At 67.4% G+C, this 18,618-nt stretch carries 15 protein-coding genes; 5 read left to right on the top strand and 10 right to left on the bottom strand.

Translation table 11 applies throughout. From position 1 onward, the window contains the following. Positions 1-53: 53 nt before the first annotated feature. Together IEX43_RS04270 and IEX43_RS04265 are read left to right on the top strand one after the other, a co-directional pair. Complete coding sequence (locus IEX43_RS04270) at positions 54-1,772, top strand: dolichyl-phosphate-mannose--protein mannosyltransferase (RefSeq protein ID WP_188809225.1); 1,719 nt, start codon at positions 54-56, stop codon at positions 1,770-1,772. A 66-nt stretch (positions 1,773-1,838) separates the two neighbouring features. Continuing rightward, a complete protein-coding gene (locus IEX43_RS04265) occupies positions 1,839-3,668 on the top strand; it encodes an AMP-dependent synthetase/ligase (RefSeq protein ID WP_188809224.1) in 1,830 nt (609 codons plus the stop codon). A 38-nt stretch (positions 3,669-3,706) separates the two neighbouring features. Here the strand turns inward: IEX43_RS04265 and IEX43_RS04260 are convergent, their stop codons facing one another. Then, positions 3,707-4,909 (bottom strand): TIGR01906 family membrane protein, encoded by a 1,203-nt coding sequence (locus tag IEX43_RS04260; protein ID WP_188809223.1) that lies wholly within the window; start codon positions 4,907-4,909, stop codon positions 3,707-3,709. A gap of 124 nt (positions 4,910-5,033) precedes the next feature. Next, a complete protein-coding gene (locus IEX43_RS04255) occupies positions 5,034-6,026 on the bottom strand; it encodes a stage II sporulation protein M (RefSeq protein ID WP_188809222.1) in 993 nt (330 codons plus the stop codon). A 72-nt stretch (positions 6,027-6,098) separates the two neighbouring features. On the opposite strand from IEX43_RS04255, the gene IEX43_RS04250 reads away from it, so the two are divergent. Beyond that, positions 6,099-6,899, top strand: a complete 801-nt coding sequence (locus IEX43_RS04250) for an RDD family protein (RefSeq protein WP_188809221.1) — start codon at positions 6,099-6,101, stop codon at positions 6,897-6,899. 2 nt (positions 6,900-6,901) lie between these two features. Here the strand turns inward: IEX43_RS04250 and IEX43_RS04245 are convergent, their stop codons facing one another. The 4 genes from IEX43_RS04245 to IEX43_RS04230 form a co-directional block, all read right to left on the bottom strand. Next, entirely contained in the window at positions 6,902-8,140 is a 1,239-nt protein-coding gene (locus IEX43_RS04245) for a L,D-transpeptidase (RefSeq protein WP_188809220.1), read from the bottom strand. A 63-nt stretch (positions 8,141-8,203) separates the two neighbouring features. Beyond that, positions 8,204-9,682 carry an adenosylhomocysteinase gene (gene ahcY, locus IEX43_RS04240; protein WP_188809219.1) on the bottom strand — a complete coding sequence of 493 codons (1,479 nt, stop codon included), beginning with the start codon at positions 9,680-9,682 and terminating at the stop codon, positions 8,204-8,206. A 101-nt stretch (positions 9,683-9,783) separates the two neighbouring features. Next, positions 9,784-10,020 (bottom strand): Trm112 family protein, encoded by a 237-nt coding sequence (locus IEX43_RS04235; protein WP_188809218.1) that lies wholly within the window; start codon positions 10,018-10,020, stop codon positions 9,784-9,786. A gap of 76 nt (positions 10,021-10,096) precedes the next feature. Continuing rightward, on the bottom strand, positions 10,097-10,486 hold the full coding sequence (locus IEX43_RS04230; protein WP_188809217.1) for a DUF3499 domain-containing protein: 390 nt from the start codon (positions 10,484-10,486) through the stop codon (positions 10,097-10,099). Between the two features lie 118 nt (positions 10,487-10,604). On the opposite strand from IEX43_RS04230, the gene IEX43_RS04225 reads away from it, so the two are divergent. Then, positions 10,605-11,117 (top strand): metallopeptidase family protein, encoded by a 513-nt coding sequence (locus tag IEX43_RS04225; RefSeq protein WP_188809216.1) that lies wholly within the window; start codon positions 10,605-10,607, stop codon positions 11,115-11,117. A gap of 43 nt (positions 11,118-11,160) precedes the next feature. Here the strand turns inward: IEX43_RS04225 and IEX43_RS04220 are convergent, their stop codons facing one another. Genes IEX43_RS04220 through IEX43_RS04210 form a run of 3 tightly spaced genes read right to left on the bottom strand, consistent with a single transcriptional unit; the run spans position 11,161 to position 16,788 of the window. Beyond that, positions 11,161-12,855: a DUF5719 family protein gene (locus IEX43_RS04220; RefSeq protein WP_188809215.1), complete on the bottom strand. Its 1,695-nt coding sequence runs from the start codon at positions 12,853-12,855 to the stop codon at positions 11,161-11,163. Then, positions 12,848-16,225 carry a glycosyltransferase family 2 protein gene (locus tag IEX43_RS04215; protein WP_188809214.1) on the bottom strand — a complete coding sequence of 1,126 codons (3,378 nt, stop codon included), beginning with the start codon at positions 16,223-16,225 and terminating at the stop codon, positions 12,848-12,850. Before IEX43_RS04215 ends, IEX43_RS04220 begins: the two co-directional genes overlap by 8 nt. A 29-nt stretch (positions 16,226-16,254) precedes the next feature. Next, positions 16,255-16,788: a WhiB family transcriptional regulator gene (locus IEX43_RS04210; RefSeq protein ID WP_104185360.1), complete on the bottom strand. Its 534-nt coding sequence runs from the start codon at positions 16,786-16,788 to the stop codon at positions 16,255-16,257. Between the two features lie 428 nt (positions 16,789-17,216). Here IEX43_RS04210 and IEX43_RS04205 point away from each other — a divergent pair, with 428 nt between their 5' ends. Continuing rightward, entirely contained in the window at positions 17,217-17,915 is a 699-nt protein-coding gene (locus tag IEX43_RS04205; RefSeq protein WP_188809213.1) for a TIGR03089 family protein, read from the top strand. Positions 17,916-17,958: 43 nt separating this feature from the next. Here IEX43_RS04205 and IEX43_RS04200 read toward each other — a convergent pair whose 3' ends face one another. Beyond that, positions 17,959-18,528, bottom strand: coding sequence for a GtrA family protein (locus tag IEX43_RS04200; RefSeq protein WP_104185362.1), 570 nt, complete (start codon positions 18,526-18,528; stop codon positions 17,959-17,961). Positions 18,529-18,618: the final 90 nt, after the last annotated feature.

Below are 18,618 nucleotides of genomic sequence, written 5' to 3'. Positions count from 1 at the left end.
CCACCAGCCTACTGCTGCCCGGGACCGCCGGCCGCAAACGGTAGCATGGGCTGGTGACGCAGACCTCGACGCGGCCGGGCGGGACCGGACAGGCCGCCCCCGCGGCATCCGGCGCTGAATCCGCGAGGACAGCAGGCAGTTCGGGCAGTTCCCCCAACCGGCCCTGGGTCAGCCGCCCCGCCGACGCCTTCACGATCGAATCCCTGCTGGTACGGCTCCTGGGCAGTGCCCGCGGATGGCGCGACTACCCGCCGTCGCTGAGGCTGTGGTTCCTGCTGGTCCCCGTCCTGACCGCCCTTACCGGGGGAATCCTCAGGTTTGTCCGGCTTGAGGCCCCACCCAAGCTGGTCTTCGACGAAACGTATTACGTCAAGGACGCATACTCCTACCTGGTCAGCGGCTATGAGCGCGGCTGGCCGGACAAAGCCAATGATGCGTTCAACGCCGGAAACCCGGGGGTGCTGCTGGACTCCCCCGAGTACGTGGTCCATCCGCCCGTGGGCAAATGGATGATCGCCGCCGGCATGGGGATCTTCGGCCCGGACAACCCTTTTGGCTGGCGCTTCGCGGCAGCACTGACCGGCACACTGTCCATCCTGCTCCTGTCCCTTATTGCCCTGAAGCTCTTCCGGTCGCTTCCCCTGGCGGGGGCCGCCGGGCTCCTCCTTGCGGTGGACGGCCACCACCTGGTGATGTCCCGGACGTCGCTGCTGGATATCTTCCTGATGTTCTGGGTCCTGGCCGCCTTCGGGGCCCTCCTGCTGGACCGGGACAACGGCCGGCGGCGGCTGGCGCTCCGGCTGGCGCTGGCCGCCGCAGACAACGGAGGGCGTCCGACGGCGGGCCAGCTGCTGTCCGGTCCGTGGCTCGGCATCCGCTGGTGGCGCGTGGCGGCGGGGGTGTGCCTGGGGCTCGCCGTCGGAACCAAATGGTCGGGGCTCTTCTTCCTTGCCGGGTTCGGACTCCTCACGGTCTTGTGGGACCTCAACGCCCGGCGGGTTGCCGGCATCCGCGGCTGGATCAGTGGCGGCATCATCAAGGACGGTATTCCGGCGTTCATCAGCATGGTGCCGGTGGCGGGGCTGGTGTACGCGGCATCGTGGACAGGCTGGTTCCGGTCCGGGAATGCCTACTTCCGCCGGTGGGCGGAAAGCAACCCCTCTGCCGAATGGAACTGGCTTCCGGACGCTGTCCGCTCGCTGGCCCACTACCACCGGGAGGCCTACACCTTCCACCAAGGCCTTGGATCGGACCACCCGTACGAGGCAAGCGCCTGGAGCTGGCTGGTACTCGGCAGGCCGACGTCGTTCTTTTACGAAACGCCGCCGCAGGGCAGCCCGGGCTGCGCGGTGGAAAAATGCACCTCGGCCATCCTGTCCGTGGGAAACCCGCTGATCTGGTGGGGCGCCGTCGTTTCCCTGGTGGTCCTGCTGTTCTGGTGGGCCGGGCGGCGGGACTGGCGTGCCGGCGCCATACTGGCCGGCGTAGGCGCAGGCTACCTGCCGTGGTTCCTGTACCCCGAACGGACCATGTTCTACTTCTACGCCGTGTCCTTCGAGCCTTTCCTGGTCCTGGCGCTCGTGTACTGCCTGGGCCTCGTCCTGGGCAGGGCCTCCGACCCGCCGTGGCGCCGCCGGTCAGGGCTGTACCTGGTGGCCCTGTTCATCGCTGCGGTGATCCTGCTGTCGGCATTCTTTTATCCTGTCTGGGCCGCGGAAACCATTCCCTACGACGCCTGGAAAGTCAGGATGTGGATGCCGTCCTGGATCTAGGGCAGGATGGCATCAGACCCCCAACTGAGCCGCTGCCGCGGCGTGGCAGCGGAACGGAGACCTGCTGTGAGAGAAGCAAGCACCGAACTGCTGGTTGAGCTTGACGCCGCCAGCAACGTGACTGACCTGCTCCTGGAGCAGCATGCCGCCAACCCTGCCCATGCCCTGTACCGGCGGAAGGGCCCGAACGGCTGGGTGGATGTCACGGCCGGCAAGTTCCTGCAGGACGTCAGTGCCCTGGCCAAGGGCCTGATTGCCGGCGGCATCGAGCCCGGCGACAAGGTGGCGGTCATGTCCCCCACGTCCTATGAGTGGACCCTGGTCGATTTCGCCATCTGGTTCGCCGGCGGAGTGACGGTTCCCATCTACGAAACATCCTCCGCCCGGCAGGTGGAGTGGATCATCCAGGACGCGGGGGTGCGCCGCGTCTTTGCCGGGGACCGTGGCCTTGCCGCCCTGGTCACCGGGGTCCTGGCAGGCTCCGACGTCCTTCGGGACCGGCTCGTCAACGTGGTGAGGATGGATTACGACGGCGACGCGCCGGACCTTGCCAGCCTCGCCGCTGCCGGCACCGGGGTTACGGACGCGGAGCTCGAGCGGCACCGCAGCCAGGCCGGGCTGGACGATGTTGCCTCCCTCGTTTACACCTCAGGCACCACAGGCAATCCCAAGGGCTGCGAGATTACCCACGGGAACTTCGCCCTGGTGGCGAAGAACATCGTGGCGTTCCTTCCGGAGCTGCTGCTGCAGGACCAGGCGCGCACCCTGATGTTCCTTCCGCTGGCACACGTGCTGGCCCGCGCCGTGCAGGTGGTCTGCCTCACCGCGGGGGCCACCCTGGGACACACGCCGGGAGCGGCGCAGCTCCTTGAGGACCTGGGCTCGTTCCGGCCCACGTTCCTTCTGGTGGTGCCGCGGATCTTCGAGAAAGTCCGGGCCACCGCCGCCCACAAGGCAGCGCTGGCGGGCAAGGCCCGGCTTTTCAAAGCTGCATCAGAGGCCGCCATCGAGTACTCGCGGGAGGAGGACCGGCGCAACCGCGGCCAAGGCGACGGGCCCGGGCTGCTCTGCCGCACCCGGCACGCGCTCTTCGACCGGCTGCTGTATCCCCGGCTTCGGCAGGCCCTGGGCGGGCAGGTGGGGTACACCGTATCCGGTGCCAGTCCCCTGTCCCTTGAGGACGCCCACTTTTTCCGCGGCGCCGGGATACCCGTGCTGGAGGGCTACGGACTGACCGAAACCACAGCACCGTGTACGGCCAACACCCCGGCCCGGACGCGCGTGGGCTCAGTGGGCATCCCGGTCCCGGGCACCACCATCCGGGTGGCGGGGGACGGCGAGATCCTGGTCAAGGGGATTGGCGTCTTCAAGGGGTACCACAACAACCGGGCCGCGAACGCTGAGGCGTTCGTTGACGGGTTTTTTCGGACCGGTGACCTCGGGGAACTCGATGCGCAGGGGTTCCTCACCGTCACCGGCCGCAAGAAGGACCTGCTGGTCACGGCAGGCGGCAAGAACGTGGCTCCGGGCCCGCTCGAGGAGAAGCTCCGAGCCCACCAACTGGTGGGCCACGCCGTGGTGGTGGGCGACGGCAAACCCTTCGTCTCGGCTCTGGTGACCCTGGACCCGGAGGGCGTGGACAACTGGCGCTCCGAACGGGGCCTGCCCGCCCTAGCAGCGCAGGACGCGGTCAGCGATCCGGAAGTCCTCGCGGCAGTCCAGGAGGCGGTGGACCATGCCAACCTGCTCGTCTCCAAGGCGGAGTCCATCCGCAGCTTCTCGCTCCTCGACGTCCAGTTCACCGTGGAGTCAGGACACCTGACGCCGTCCCTCAAACTGAAGCGGTCCGCCGTCGTGCGCGACTACGCCGGTGAGATCGCCAAACTCTACTCCTAGGGCGCAGTCCCCCGGCCGCGCCCGCCACGTTGCGGGGCCTACTCCTCAACCGCCGCCGGTGCTGCCCCGTCCTTGGCCAGGCCACGCCGCCGGCGGGTGGGCCAGGTGAGGATCAGGGTCACGAGTGAAGCCAGCAGCACCAGTCCCGCTATGACCATGCCGGCATCAATCCAGAACTGGCCGGGGAACAACCGGATCAGGGTGTCGTCCAGGCTGAAGGTCCAGGACCCGTCGGCGAAGAAGATGCGGTGGAACTCGGTAAAGAACTGCTGCCAGCCCAGCACGGCCAGGGTGCCCAGGCCCAGGATGATGACCAGGGTGACGATGGAGCCGGCGAACAGGCCCCTCCGGACTCCGCCCGTGCTTCGCTTGCGGAGGTAAAGGATGGCCACAATGCTGAACAGGACCAGCAGGACGCCGGCGCCGAACGTGGACAGGATCACCAGTTTGACGTCCGCCATGTGGCTCACCTCGCCGTCCTTGAACAGCTTGTCGCCGCTGCGGTGCACCAGGTCCCCGAGGTAGCGGGGGCCGGACCAGTTGCTCAGGTAGTCCACGGCGTAGGAGCCGTACGTCATCCGGTCGTCCGTGCTGAAGCCGTATCCGTCGCCCGGGAACCCCGGCCGGTTGTACTCCACCCACAGGAACAGCGGGCTGGTCACCGCCCGGACAGCCAGGATCAGCAGGACCAGCGGGAAGAAGACGGCGAGCAGGACCTGCATCAGCCGGGGCGCCACAGGTTTGGCGTTAGCGGCACTCTCCCGCTGGGCATTGCGGCGTTCCACCTCTTCCTCCGGCGGGCGGACCTGCAGCGCGGAGGTAGGGAGCGGTTCCTTAAAGACCGGGGAGCTGTCCTCTCCGGGAGCCTCAGCAGCGGCTTCAGCGGCTTTCCGGTCCGCCCTGCTCTCCGGCTGGATGGATCCGTTCCGGCTGGCGGGGGCGGGTTCTGCGCTGCCCGCAACGGCTGAGCTCCGGGCAGCAGCGGAAGAAGCTTTAGCGGCATGGCCTGCGGAGCCGCCGTCCAGGGTGGAGCCGCCAGTTGCGGTTGAAGAGGCAGCGGCCGGGCTGTCAGCGGGTGAAGGGGCAGCGGGCGAGGAGGAGGACCCCGCTGCTGAACCGGAGCCCTTCCCGGCGGGGGTCAGCCAGGAAAACGCGGGCTCGTCGGAGTCCCCGGACGTGTCCAGGTGGGGTTCCGGCTGCGGCTCGGCGCTTTTGGCGCGGGCCGGTGTTTCGTCTTTCACAGCAGCGTCACTTCCGTCGTTTTTCCGCGCCGGGCCGGGCTCAGCCGGCGCGCTTATCTGGTGTCGAGCCTACCTTCCGGGCCGTGGGCTGGACGAGGAACCACCCCGGCGGAATTACAACGATTCAGGCAGCGATTTCCGCGTAGCCCGCGTCCTCGCGCCGCAGGTCCCCGCGTTCTCCCGCGAGGTAGGCGGGCCTGCCCCACCTCAGCACGTAGAACCAGTACGCGGCCAGGACAGCGGCCCCGATCCCGATCTTGGCCCACACCGGCAGCGGGCTGGGGGTGACGAACCCTTCAACCAGACCGGAGGCAAACAGCACAAGGACCAGTCCCAGGGCCACGGTGATCAGGGATCTGCCTTCCTCGGCAACAGCCCGTCCCCTGGTCCGCGGGCCCGGTGACACCATGGCCCAGAAGATCCGCAGGCCGGCCGCGCAGGCAATGAACACGGCGGTGAGTTCCATCAGGCCGTGCGGCAGGATGTAGCTGAAGAAGACGTCGCTTTTGCCGGCGGCGGCGAAAATCCCGGCCGCAACGCCAACCCCCTGGGCGTTGCTGAACAGGATCATCGGCACCCAGAAACCGGTGATACCCAACGCCACGGCCTGCGCGCTGATCCAGGCATTGTTGGTCCAGACAGCACCGGCAAAGGAGGCGGCCGGGTTTTCAGAATAGTAGTTGATGAAGTCTTCCTCAACGTACTGCCTGGCCGCCGCCTCGGTGGCCACTGCCCGCAGCGCGTCGGGCGACGTGCCGATCCACAGCGCGTACGCCGCGCCAATGAGGATGAAGGCCGCACCACAGGCCAGCGTGAGCCAGGTCAACCGGTACAACGCGGCCGGAAGGGCCACCACGAAAAAGCGCGCCAGGTCCGCCGGCACGTTGGATCTGGCCCCGGTGAAGCGGGTCCTGGCCTGCGCCAGCGTGGCGGAGAGCGAGGCGGACAGTCCGCTTTCGGGTGCGATTGACCTGATCAGGGAGAGATGGGCGGACGTGGACTGGTACAGCGCCAGCAGCTCATCGGCCTCGCGCCCGTTGAGCCTGCCCTGGTAGGCGAGCTCGTGCAGCCGTGCCCACTTGTCCGCGTTGGCTGCGGAAAACGCGTCCATATCCACGCGACCAGCCTAGCGCCACCACACTAGACTTTGAGCGACCGCACCGGGAGGGCGGTGGAACGGGGAAGAACAGTGAGTTCGATCATCACCGGCGAGGCCGTGGTCCTGGAGTTGAGGCCGGCGTCCTTTGCCGCCCGTGCGCTTGGGCTGCTCCTGGATGTGGCCTTCAACATCGTCCTGCTCGTGGCGATCCTGATCGGGCTTGCCGCTGCCGGCGAGGACCTCGATGGGGCTGCCGCACGTGCCCTGACCCTGGCCAGCGTGGTCTTTTGCCTGGTCATCGTTCCCGTGGCCGTTGAAACGATGAGCCGCGGCCGCTCCCTGGGGAAGCTCGCCACCGGCCTCCGGGTGGTCAGGGACGACGGGGGTGCCATCCGCTTCCGGCACGCCGTCATCCGCGGACTGACCGGGTTCCTGGAGATCTACCTGACCTTCGGCGGCGTGGCGCTGACGGTTGCGCTTTTCAATGACAGGTCGCGGCGGCTGGGTGACCTGATGGCCGGAACCTATGCCGTCCGCACCCGGGTGCCGGTGGAGCAACCGGTTCCGGTGTTTGTGCCGCCGCGCCTCCGGGCGTGGGCCGCGGCTGCCGACATTGGAAGGATTCCCGATGCGACGGTGCGCAGGGCCTCCCAGTTCATCCGGCAGGCGGGGAGGATGGCGCCCCTGTCCCGGGCCGGGATGGCCGGGTCCATCGCCACGGAACTGTCCGCGCATGTGGCCCCGCCGCCGCCCCCGGGGACCAGCCCGGACGACTACCTTGCCGCCGTCGTCGCTGAACGCCGGAGCAGGGAGCTGGCGAGGCTGACGCAGGCACGCCGGCGCAACACGGAGATCGGCGAGCGGCTGCAGCGGCTGCCCTTCGGCAGCTGACGCTAGTTGTCGTACTCGCTCCACGGGATGTTCCAGTCGCCGAACCCGTCATCATGGGCGGCGTAGTCCCCCTCGGTGTTTACGATCTGCACCACGTCGCCGGTGCCCATGTTATCGAAGACCCAGGCGGCGCCGTCGGGAGCGAACCCAATGCAGCCATGCGAGACGTTCGCGTTGCCGATGAACGGATAGGCAGACTCCAGGGCCTGGTGGATATAGGCGCCGCTGAGGGTGAGGCGGATGGTGTACTCCACGTCAACGTCCCCGTAGTAGGCAGGATCGTCCGGCTTGAGCCCGATACTTGAGGCCCGGAAGTGGTCGTAGCGTTTCTTTTCCATCAGCACCCCGTAGCCGCGTGCGGACGGGAAGCGCTGGTCCCCCATACTGACGGGCAGGGTCTTGACCACCTGGTCATTGACGCTCAGCGTAAAGGTGTGCGCGGCGGAGTCGGCCACCGCCACCTTCTTGTCGCCGATGGAGATGTTCACCTTCTTGTTGAAGTTGGCGATCTGCCCATTGCCAAGGTCAACGCCGAACAGCGTCATGTCCATGGCAATGGTGGAGTTGGCAGCCCAGAAGTTCTCCGGGCGGTACCGGACCATGGTGTCGCTGTGCCAGTGGAAGGCGCCTGTTTGGCCGGCACTGCTGGTAATGCTGATGGCCTTCTCAACGGCCTCACGGTTGACCACAGGCTCGCTGAAGATGACCTGCAGCGGCTGGCCGACACCCACCTTCATGCCGTCGAGGGGGTAGATGGCGGCGTCCGCCTCATGGGAGCTGGAGACAGTGCTGAAAGACTGCGTGGTGCTGGTCTCCCGTCCCGCGCCGTCCTTGGCCACGTACGTGTAGCTGTAGTCGGTGTTGAATTTCAGGGGGCCAGCGGCGGTCCAGCCGGTTCCCTGGGAGTCGATTGCGCCCTCCACGGTCTCGCCGCCGGTGCTGGTGAGGGTGACGCGTTCGATGGTTCCGTTGCTGACCTTCAGGGACACCGGAGCTGCCGGGTTGACCTGCTTCGCCCCGTTGGCCGGCGCAGCGTCGAACATCACCGGAGCCACCACTGGAGCTGCAATTCCTGGGGTTGTCCTCACTGAGGAGCTGGCCTCGGACTCGATGGTGCTGCGGGCGATGCCCGGCGCGACGGCGGCGAAGACCCCACCGACGGCAGCGAGGAGGCAGACAGTTGCCACCACAAGGATCTTCTTCATTCGACCGGGACGGCGGGACGGGACTTCGGGCTCCATATTTTGATCCTAGGCGCAGAAAGTAACGGCCCGGGCGCTCTGGGCACCCGGGCGCTTTACTTCTTAGTAACGATAGTGCTCGGGCTTGTAGGGACCTGCGACGTCGAGGTCCAGGTAGGCGGCCTGCTCCTTCGACAGCTCGGTCAGTTCCACGCCGAGCGCGTCCAGGTGCAGCCGGGCGACCTTCTCGTCAAGGATCTTCGGCAGCACGTAGACCTGGTTCCCGTACTCCCGCTCCCCTTCCGGCTGGCTGCTCTTGGTGAAGAGCTCAATCTGCGCGATCGTCTGGTTGGCGAAAGAGTTGCTCATCACGAATGAAGGGTGGCCGGTAGCGTTGCCGAGGTTCAGCAGGCGCCCTTCGGAGAGGACGATGATGGACCGTTCCCGGTCCGTTCCCTCGTCAAGTACCCACTCGTGCACCTGCGGCTTGATTTCCACCTTCCGGATGCCGGGGATACGTGCCAGTCCGGCCATGTCGATCTCGTTGTCGAAGTGGCCGATGTTGCCCACGATCGCCTTGTCGCGCATCGCGGCCATGTGCTCGGCCAGGATGACGTCCTTGTTGCCGGTGGTGGTGATGAAGATGTGGCCCTCGCTGAGGACGGATTCCAGTTTGGCGACCTGGTACCCGTCCATGGCTGCCTGGAGTGCGCAGATGGGATCGATTTCGGTGACGATAACGCGGGAGCCCTGGCCGCGGAAAGCCTCTGCCGCGCCCTTGCCGACGTCGCCGTAGCCGCAGACGACGGCGATCTTGCCGCCCATCAGAACGTCTGTGGCGCGGTTGATGCCGTCCGGCAGGGAGTGCCGGATGCCGTACTTGTTGTCGAACTTGCTCTTGGTGACGGAGTCGTTGACGTTGATGGCCGGGAACAGCAGCTTGCCCTGCTCCGCGAGCTGGTAAAGGCGGTGCACGCCGGTGGTGGTTTCCTCCGTGACGCCCAGCAGGCGGGAGCCGATCCGGGTCCATTTCTGCGGGTCCGCCTGCAGCGAGGCGCGCAGCACCTCGAGGAAAACGCGGCCTTCCTCGGACTCGTCGTCGGCTGCGGCCGGGACGGTACCAAGGGCCTCGAACTCGGCTCCCTTGTGGACCAGCATGGTGGCGTCTCCGCCGTCGTCGAGAATCATGTTCGGGCCGAGGTCCGGGTTGCTGTCCGCGCCGGGCCAGGTAAGGATCTGCTCGGCGGTCCACCAGTACTCCTCCAGCGTCTCGCCCTTCCAGGCGAACACGGGCACACCCTGGGGGTCCTCGACGGTTCCGTTTCCGACCACCACGGCCGCGGCGGCCTCGTCCTGGGTGGAGAAGATGTTGCAGGAGGCCCAGCGGACCTCGGCGCCGAGAGCGGTGAGCGTCTCGATCAGCACGGCGGTCTGCACGGTCATGTGCAGGGATCCGGCGATCCGGGCGCCCTTGAGCGGCTGGGTGGGGCCGAACTCGGCGCGGAGCGACATCAGGCCCGGCATCTCGTGCTCGGCGAGGCGGATCTGGTGCCGGCCGGCTTCCGCCAGGGTGATATCGGCAACCTTGTAATCAAAAGTCATGGGTAATCCTTCGTCCTGTCCGGAGTGCTGTTGGTTCCGGTGTTGCTGTGTAAAGTTCGACGGCGGCCGTGGCGCCCGCGTTCCGGCCGGCCAGTTCGCTGCTACGTGGCTTGGCCCGTTCCGGGGACTGAATCATGCTGGTCCGATCCTGCCGCGGTGGCCGCTGCCAGCAGCTCTGGTGGCAGGAGGAGCGGAATGCCGTCCTCGATGGCGTAGCGCGGCTTCACTCCGGAGTCCCCGGCGGCGGCCGCCACCAGTTCCTCGCCTTCCTGCACCAGGGCCGAACCCGTGACGGGACAGCGGAGGACGGACAGCAGCTCAGGACTGATATGTGGCATTCTTGGTGCTCCCTGGCGGGCGCGCTCGCGCCGGTAGCGGACTGGTGTGCAGCTACCAGCCTACCGCCAGAGGATGTCAGGAGGGTTCACGCAGGATGCGCAGGTGCCCCCTGCGGGTGCCTTCCGCGCCGGCCGGTGCTTCCAGCGCAGAATGGGACGCGCGCTGCGCCGGCGGCTGCTGTCCCTGGGCCGGGAGGGCCGCGGCATCCCGCACCGCATTGGCAAGGGCCAGGAGGTCGTCGGGGCCAGGCTGCTGGGGCGTTGACGGCATGGCAAGCCGGAGGACTTCCCAGCCACGGGGAACGGTCAGCGAGTCAGCGTGCTGCTCGCACAGGTCGTAGCAATGCGGCTCCGCGAAAGTGGCCAGAGGGCCAAGGACGGCGGTGGAGTCCGCATAGACGTACGTCAGGGTAGCCACCGCTGACTGGCGGCAGGCAGATCTTGAACACTGACGGATAGCTCCCACGACATCACAGACTACTCGGTGTCCGCGCCAAAACCGTGCATTGCCCGCCCGACCCGACGCGTCCCTGCCGCGGGGAGAATATATCGCATAAATGTTCCCCCGGGTTTAGAGTCGATGTATGCAGTCATCGAACCAGAAATCAGGTTTCACGGTCCGGTTGGCTGGTCCGGATGCCCCTGGTAATCCGGGCACCGGCTCCTCCGGCAAAAGCTTCATGATGCGCCGCCGGAACCGTCACGGACGCGGGCTCCGCGGGGAGGTCATGCTCCCCGCACACCCCGGATACCGGACGCGCTCGGACCGGTTTGATGACATGGTGCTGGATTCCGCGCAGCGGCTGCACGACATCTGGGGCAAGACGCTCGACGGCGTCCGGTTCGGCGTCGATGAGATCCCGTCCGACCTCGAACAGCTGGCCGCCAACTCCGCGTCGGCGCCCATGGGGTCCTATACTCCCGCCGCGGACGGCGAAGGGCCCATGATCACGGTGTACCGGCGCGTGGTGGAACAGGGCTGTCCCGGCCCCGAAGAGCTCCAGGACCTGGTCCATGACGTTGTGGTGGAGCACACGGCCGAGATGCTGGGAGTGGCTCCGGAAACCCTGGACCCCGTCTACCGCCGCCGGTACTGATCCGGGCTGCAGCGGCCGGAAGTGGGTTCAGCGGCTGGGGCCGTTAGTAGCTGAGGGTGACGGGCACTGTTTCCTGGCCGGCCGCCGCCGCCAGGAACGCGAGCGTTGAGATATCGCTCCTTCCGTCCTGCTGGACCAGCACGGAGCCATAGGCGGCGTCCCCTGACGCTGACACCACGTATCCCACGACGTCGGCGTCGCCATCCTTTTCCGGCACTGCGATGGAGGACGTCGTCCCACCGGCAATATCGGCGGTGGCCGGTGCCCTGACTTTTCCATCGGACGTAATGGCGGAGTACGTGATGGTTGCCCTGGTGTCCAGGGCACCAAACACCAGGCTGCGGATCCCGCCCTGGGGAACCGGAACGACGTGCTGGCTGCCAAGCCGCACTCCGGCGGCCGCCCAGGCAACGTCCGTGGCCTGGTCTTCCTGGAGCCCGCGGGTGACCCGGGCCGCGGCGACAAACGAAACGTCCGAGGAAGCAGCCACCGTGTACTGCCCGGCGGGGACCCCTGCGAGGGAGACCTCGGTGACGGCGCCGGCCTTCGCGGTGATAACCCCGCCCGAAGGCAGGGCCTCCTGTCCGTCGCGTCCGTACATCCGGACTTCCACCACTGCATCCGAAGGGCCTGGAACTGTCAGGTGGAGCGCCGGCCCTGCGTCCTCGTATCCTGGCTTTCCGGTCAGCTGGGCCAGCCCGGCAGGGTCCTGGATGTCCAAACCCGTCATGACCTGTCGCACGGCCGGAGCCGCTCCCGGGGCAATGAAGTCGACTCCTCCGGGCGTGAGGCCCCTCAGGACACTCTGCTGGATGACGGCAGCCACGGGGCCTCCGGCACTTCGGACACGGACGCTCAGCTGCGTCTCGCCCGGGGCCAGGCCGGCAAGGACCAAGGCCCGCGAGCTGCCTGGCGCAACCAGCAGGCCCCTGCTGCCGGGTGCCTGGATCTGGCCCTTTGCGCCGAAAAGTTCCAGGCTCACCGTGGCGGGGGTGGTGGAGGCGTTGGTCAACACCAGCACTGATGCCCGGCCCACGGTGGTGCTTGCCCCCGCGATCCACTGGTCATTCGAGGGCTGGTGGCAGTTCGAGGCCGCAGTGCCTTGAAGGTCGCCATCGGTGGCGGTGAACTTCATCACCGCTGCAGCTGAGGCTTTTTGGTTCGCCAGTGCCTCGGCGCTCAGCACGCTCACCTGCTCCACGGGACGGGACACCACTGCGCCTGCCAGGAGTTCCTGGGGCGCCCCGGCGGAAGCGCCCTGGCCTGGCCCTTCGGAGATGTCCACTGCGGTTGTCCCGTCCAGCTGGGACAGGCGGCTGGCCGGCAGGACCCCTGCCGCGCCGAGCACCGCGCCCGTCACTGCGCTGGCCGCGGTGGCTGATACCGGACTGAACTGGGGGTCGGTGCCTGCTTCTGTCCCCTCCAGCAGCCGGGCCGGTCCCGGACAAACGCCCACACTCGCCCCGGCGGGGACGGCTGCCGCTGCGGCAGCTACCACGCGGCTCGATTCCGGCGGCGGCAGCAGCGATCCCCCAGCCACTACCGCCCCCGCACCGGTGAGGATCATAGCCGCGGACGCCAGCCCCACGAACGCCGTTTTGCGTCCCCGCTGTACGGGCCGCTGACCCGTATCCGCCGTGGTTTCCGGGTGCGCTGTGCTTGCGTCCTCCAGCGGCTTGCCGGCGTCGCCGGAGGACTGGGCCTCCGGAGTTGCCGGCGGCGTAGTGTGCTCATGCATTCTGGTGTTCCTTACGCAGGGAGCCCTCGTCCCGGGAGATGCCCGTCCGGGGCCTCCTGGCCGGCATTGGTATGGCGAGCAGGACCGTCAGGCCAATCACCGTGATCTGTGCAATGGCCGTCCACACGGCCCAGGGGTTTTCGTAGCGGATGGTGAGCTGGCCACCTGTTGCGGGAAGCGTGAAGGCCTGCGACCAGCCGGAGGTGGTCGCAGTCAATTTCCGGCCGTCAAGCCAGGCGGTCCAGCCGGCATCCGCTCTTTCGGCCAGCACCACAAGGCGACCTTCAGGACCGGCCGGAACGGGGGCGTCCACGTCGCTGTAGCCGGAGGGAACCAGTCCGATGGCAGCACCGCTTCCATCGACGATACGTACCCGGTGTGCAACGTCTGCGGCCTGAAGGGCCGGCTGGTTCAACGGGGTGATCCGCCAGAGCCACCCCACATCGGTTTGGCCCACGGCAACAAGGCCCGGTACCGCGTCCATCCGGCTGGCCGTCAGCTGGGCAGCCGTGTCAGCGGAGCGCAGGACAACAAACCCTACGCCCAGCTGTTCGAGGTCGCTCCGCGGGTCGACGCCCTGGCCTGCGACGACCGTTGCCACCACACGGCGCACGGCGGCGGTGACATCGTCGTCGTCGCGAATGGTCTCGGCACCCGGGCTTCCGATGATGTTCCGCGCGGAAGCAATCGTGGAGAGGCTGTCCAGGGTGGTTCCGGCGCCGCGCATCAGTGATGCGTCGAACGTCCCGTTGTCCCGCGTACTGATCAGCAGGGTGCGTGATTGCTCAGGCCCGGTTCCGCGGTCAATGGCGGTGGCCGGCAGGGTGCGCGGGTTGGTGGCCTCCACCAGCCGGGGGGTTCCGAGCAGGCCGGCGGCGTCGGGGGTTTGGCGGCTGGCGGCTTCGCCGCCCGGGGAAGCCGTCCCCATGCCAACAGCGGCCGCCGTGGCAGGGCGCAGCAGGTTCTGGGCTGACCATGCAGCCATTCCGGCCAGGGGCCCCGCGAGCAGGATGACCATGCCGACGGCGGTGGCGGACCGAAGGGCGGCCCGGCGCCTGGCGCTGCCGCTGGCCGCTCCCCGGTGCGCCATGGACAGCAGATGCTCCGCTCCCAGGATGCCTGCCGCCAGGAGTGCGAACGCCGCAGCAGACACTGCCGGTCCGGTGAACGGTGTGACGAGGCTCTGGGCGTTGACGGCAGTGGCCACGTGGCCTGCCAGCCAGCCGCCTCCCAGGGCAAGGATGCCAGCCACCCAGAAACCCCTCACCATCGCGGCACGGTGCCCGGGTACCACCAGTCCGGCGACGGCCAGCGCCAGCACCGGGGCTGCGACCAGGAGTGCCAGCACCAGCGCCCACGGTACTGTGCCGCCGGCAAAGGAGGGAAGCCCGGCGAGGCCGCCCTGCGGGTCAAACCGCAGCGGCTGGCCCAGCACCTGCTGCCACAGCGGCGCTGAGTCAAAGGCAAGCGGCAGGCCGGGATCGGCCAGTAAAGCCCGGGGCCTGTCCAGGACGGAGAGTCCGAAAGGAATGAATAAGGCCGCAGCGGGCAGCAGGGCCCACCAGACCGTCCGGCCGCGGCGTCCGGGCAGGAGGCCGCAGAGCACGACCACCACGGTAGCCGGAAACAAGAGTGAAGGTGCCGATGCAACAACGACTGCCAGCGCAAGGCCGGCCGCGGCCGCGGCGGTCCAGGATGGCGTGCCGTTGATACCGGGCCTGACGGGGGGCCTCTCGCCGGGACGGCCTTCGGCGGGGGAAGGCAGCGTGAAGCGGCCATGGCCAACTGCGGAGCCGGTGGCCCGCAGCAGGGCCAGGACCACCAGGGGAAGCATGAGGTGGGCAACCAGCGCCCCTGCCCTGCCCTGGTTGAGCGCGACCTGGAGTGCAGGTGCGGCAGCCCAGAGGAGGGCGGCGGCCAGCCGGAGCCGGCGGCGGACAGTCAGCCCGCCGGCGGCGAACCATGCCGTGAGCCCGGACAGCGGCGTGGCGAGCAGGAGCAGCCAGGCCATGGCGGGGTTGGCATCGCCTCCGCCCAGGATCCCGAGGATCCACAGGACGTAGCCGAAGGGGTCTCCCAGTCCGGGCAGCCCTGCCCCCAGGGTGATCCACCAGCTGGAAGCGTGGTGCCAGATGTCGCCGAGGCTGGCAGCGACAGGAATAAGCGCACCGCCGGACACGGCGTCGGCACGGAAGAGCCCGGTCAGGCCCAGGAGCGAGGCCACGGACGAAACGATGACCACAGCCAGGGCGCCGTTGCCCACCCATCCACGCTTTGTGGTGGCCAAGGCAGCAAAGTCGTCCGAGGCATCGCCGGTGGGCTGGTGCGCCAAGGGATCCTGTTCAAGCTCGTCCGACGGGGAAGTGTCCGAGCCGAGCGCCTCCATCAGGGACCGCCGGTGGCTCCAGACTTCGCGCCTGGGGGTTTGGAGCTTGCGGATCACGGAACGGCGGATGCGGCGGGTCCGGCGGGCGCTGCGGCGGGCCCTCGCCACTGCGCGCGGCCTTCCGAGGGCCCCGCAGGTGGCAACGACCTGTGACAGGCCGTGCCCAGGATCCTTGACCAGGATGCTCAACACGAGTTTGAAGAGGCTGCCCAGGAGTGCCCCGGCCCCATGGACCGGCACCATCCATGGCGGTGAATGCTTCAGGCGCAGGTGGACCTGGGCTTTCCGGGCCGCCGCCGCATTGCCCAGTGCCTGAGGCCGGTGCGCAACATGGAACATGCGGGCCGCGGGCACCACGACGACGCGGTGCCCGGCCAGCCGGTTGCGCCAGCAGAAGTCGACGTCGTCGCCACTGCCGGGCAAGGCAGGGTCGAAACCGCCCAAGTGCTCCCAGATGTCACGGCGGACAAGCATGCCCGCGGAATTGACGGCGAAGGTATCGCTGCGGCCGTCGTACTGCCCCTGGTCGAGTTCGTCGGCGTCGATCAGGGTGAGCCGTTCAGCCCACCGGCTGGTGGACAGGCCGACGTCGATGAGCTTGCGTTCCGCGTGCCAGTCCAGCTGCTTGCACCCTGCGACCGTGACCGAGGGCGCCCGTTCAACAGCGCTGAGCAGTTCGGCCAGTGCTTGCGGAGCAGGTGCTGCATCATCGTGAAGCAGCCAGATCCACTCCGGTTTGTCCGGCGCGGCACTCCCCCGCCAGGGAGCCAGTTCGGCAAGCACGGCGGAAACGGCCGCCCCCATGCCGCCTTTGCCGCGCTGCTGGCTGATCACATTGGCTTCACCCAGGGCCCGCTGCAGGAGGACCCTGGAGTCATCCCGTGATCCGGCGTCGACGCCGATTGCGTAGTCCGCGGGCCGGGTCTGGCCCGCCAGGGCTGCAAGGGTCCTGGGCAGATAGGCACTGCCGTTGTGGGCGACCACAACGGCAGTGACGTGAACATCCTGGTGAATTAGATTGCTCGCTTCCTAAGCCGCCGGCGCTCACGCTCGGAAAGGCCTCCCCAGATGCCGAACCGTTCGTCGTTTGCCAACGCGTATTCAAGGCACTGCGAGCGCACATTGCAGGCTCCGCAGACTTTTTTGGCATCCCGCGTGGAGCCGCCCTTTTCAGGGAAGAATGCCTCGGGGTCAGTCTGGGCGCACAAGGCGTCTGTTTGCCAGCCGAGCTCACCTTCGTCGTCGAAATCCTGCTGGAAGGGCAGCCCGATCCACACCGGCTGGCTTGCGCCACCGGCTGCAAGTTCCATGGGCGGGTCGAGATCATCCTCTGACTCCGGGCCACCGTCAAGCAGCGCCTCGTGGGCGGCGAGGAATGCAGTGGCCTGGTCCTCCAGGACGCCGCCCGCATTCCTGTTGTACCGATCGGCAGCATCAGGATCGGCGGGGTCCACGTACCAATCGCTTGGCACCCCCCGGGCGCGGTACTTTGCCGTTGCCTGGCCGGCCACGACGGCATCTTCCTGGATACGCTCTGCTTGCCCCATCGGCGACCCTCCTGATTTGCAGCTACTGCCTGGATACGTGGCACTCGGTTGTGTGCCGGCATTTACGCAGTTGCCTTTAGGTATCTAATTACACGTGTGTAACTTGGACGAGTCAAGCTGCCGCCGGATAATAATCACTCAGGATGGCGAACGCGGCGTACGCCACGCCCGGGAATTGATAACGCCGGCACGGCGCGGCTGGCGAGGAACTTCGAATCCTCCCGGGCAACGGCCCAAATCGCCACCAACGGCGGGAAAAATACCGGCAAACAGACAAAATAGCAAGCAGGCTGAGTATCCCCTGTGATTAATGTCACTCCACCTTGTGGGGGTCCGATTCATCTGCCAAGCCTGTCCCGCGTCAGCCGGTCCCACGTCCACCGTGACTGGCCATCCTCCCGGTGGCAGGATGGTGGCAGGATGGTGGCATGGGCACCCCGCTATCTGAACTCATGTCATCGCTCCGTTCGGGCAATTCAACGGCTCCCCGCCTTACGTGGTACGGCCCTGACGATGAGCGGGTGGAGCTCTCCGGCAGGGTGCTGGACAACTGGGTTGCCAAGACGAGCAACCTGCTCCAGGACGAATTGGACGCCATCCCCGGCATGCGCCTGCGCATGGATTTGCCCGCGCACTGGAAGTCGGTGGTCTGGGCGCTGGCCGCCTGGCAGGTGGGGCTGCAGACCGTTCTTGACGGGGGCACGGCGGACTATTTGGCTACGGCGGATCCCGAGGCAGTTGAAGGAAAATACGACGCCGTCATCGCCGTGGCCTTGCCGGCGCTGGCGATGCGGTGGCCGGGTGCGCTTGCGGCCGGCTGCCTGGACTTCGCCGCGGAAGTCCGCTCCCAGGGGGACGTCTTCATGCCGCACGCCGAGCCTGATCCCGCAGGGTGCGCCCTCGTGGCGGGGGACGGCCGGACGCACTCCCATCAGGACCTGCTCAGCAGCTTCGCCGCCCGCCATGATGAAGGCGTACGCCTTCATGTTCCTGCCGGGAACGGCTTGGAAGGCGCGCTGTCCAATGCCCTGGGCGCCTGGCAGCACGGTGGATCGGTGGTAATGACGCATCCGGAGGTGGAGCTGACCGACAAGCTGCTCACAGCGGAGCGCATCCACGGCAGCTAGGAAAGCCGGGGCCTGACGCCCGCCCGCGCCCCAAGGTCTCCAGCTACGGCTTGGCGCGTCCGTCGGTCGAAGGCTCGGGTTCCGCTTCGCGCTCCACCCCGGAGCCATGCTCCTTGTGGCGGTGGTGAAGCTCGATGAGCTCGTGGTCGTGGGAGAATTCCGGTTCCTGGTCCAGTTCCTGGTTGAAGACCAGGAACCGATAGGCGAAGAAGCGGACCACGGTAGCCACAAGAATGCCCGCCACTCCGGCCAGGAACAACATGTTCTTGTCCGTGATGCCCATCCCGTATTTCGCAAGGGCTGTGAAGCCCGTGGAAATCCCGATGCCTATCCCGTTGATGAGGACGAACATCAGGAATTCGCGGAGCACGTTGGCCTGGCGGCGGTGCCGGAAGGTCCAGAGACGGTTGGCGATCCAGGAGAAGACCGTGGCTACGGAAGCGCCAACGAACCGCGCCTTGGCCTCGCTGTCGGTCATCGGACCGTGCATCAGGTAGTACGTGAGACCGTTGTCGATCACGAAGGCCACACCGCCCACGGCTCCGAACTTGGCCACTTCGCGCCAAAAAAGCGAGGCGAGCCCCCGGATACGGTCTGCAAGTGTGGTGAACATGGCCCTCCATGGCTGTGTGAACTGTGGGCCATTGGGCCGGAGGCCATTTTAGCCCCCAAACCTGTGAGTCAGCCTTCCCAACCGGCGGTA

Source organism: Pseudarthrobacter polychromogenes (assembly GCF_014644495.1).
GTDB lineage: Bacteria > Actinomycetota > Actinomycetes > Actinomycetales > Micrococcaceae > Arthrobacter > Arthrobacter polychromogenes.
The sequence above is the reverse complement of the archived record's forward strand: the minus strand, read 5'-3'. Positions and strand labels throughout refer to the sequence as shown.

Bases quoted from the DNA above. Each gene is read 5' to 3' on its own strand.
- IEX43_RS04225 (WP_188809216.1), top strand. From the start codon at position 10,605: ATGCAGTCATCGAACCAGAAATCAGGTTTCACGGTCCGGTTGGCTGGT.
- IEX43_RS04205 (WP_188809213.1), top strand. From the start codon at position 17,217: ATGGGCACCCCGCTATCTGAACTCATGTCATCGCTCCGTTCGGGCAAT.
- IEX43_RS04200 (WP_104185362.1), bottom strand. From the start codon at position 18,528: ATGTTCACCACACTTGCAGACCGTATCCGGGGGCTCGCCTCGCTTTTT.
- IEX43_RS04245 (WP_188809220.1), bottom strand. From the start codon at position 8,140: ATGGAGCCCGAAGTCCCGTCCCGCCGTCCCGGTCGAATGAAGAAGATC.
- ahcY (WP_188809219.1), bottom strand. From the start codon at position 9,682: ATGACTTTTGATTACAAGGTTGCCGATATCACCCTGGCGGAAGCCGGC.
- IEX43_RS04235 (WP_188809218.1), bottom strand. From the start codon at position 10,020: ATGCCACATATCAGTCCTGAGCTGCTGTCCGTCCTCCGCTGTCCCGTC.
- IEX43_RS04220 (WP_188809215.1), bottom strand. From the start codon at position 12,855: ATGCATGAGCACACTACGCCGCCGGCAACTCCGGAGGCCCAGTCCTCC.
- IEX43_RS04210 (WP_104185360.1), bottom strand. From the start codon at position 16,788: ATGGGGCAAGCAGAGCGTATCCAGGAAGATGCCGTCGTGGCCGGCCAG.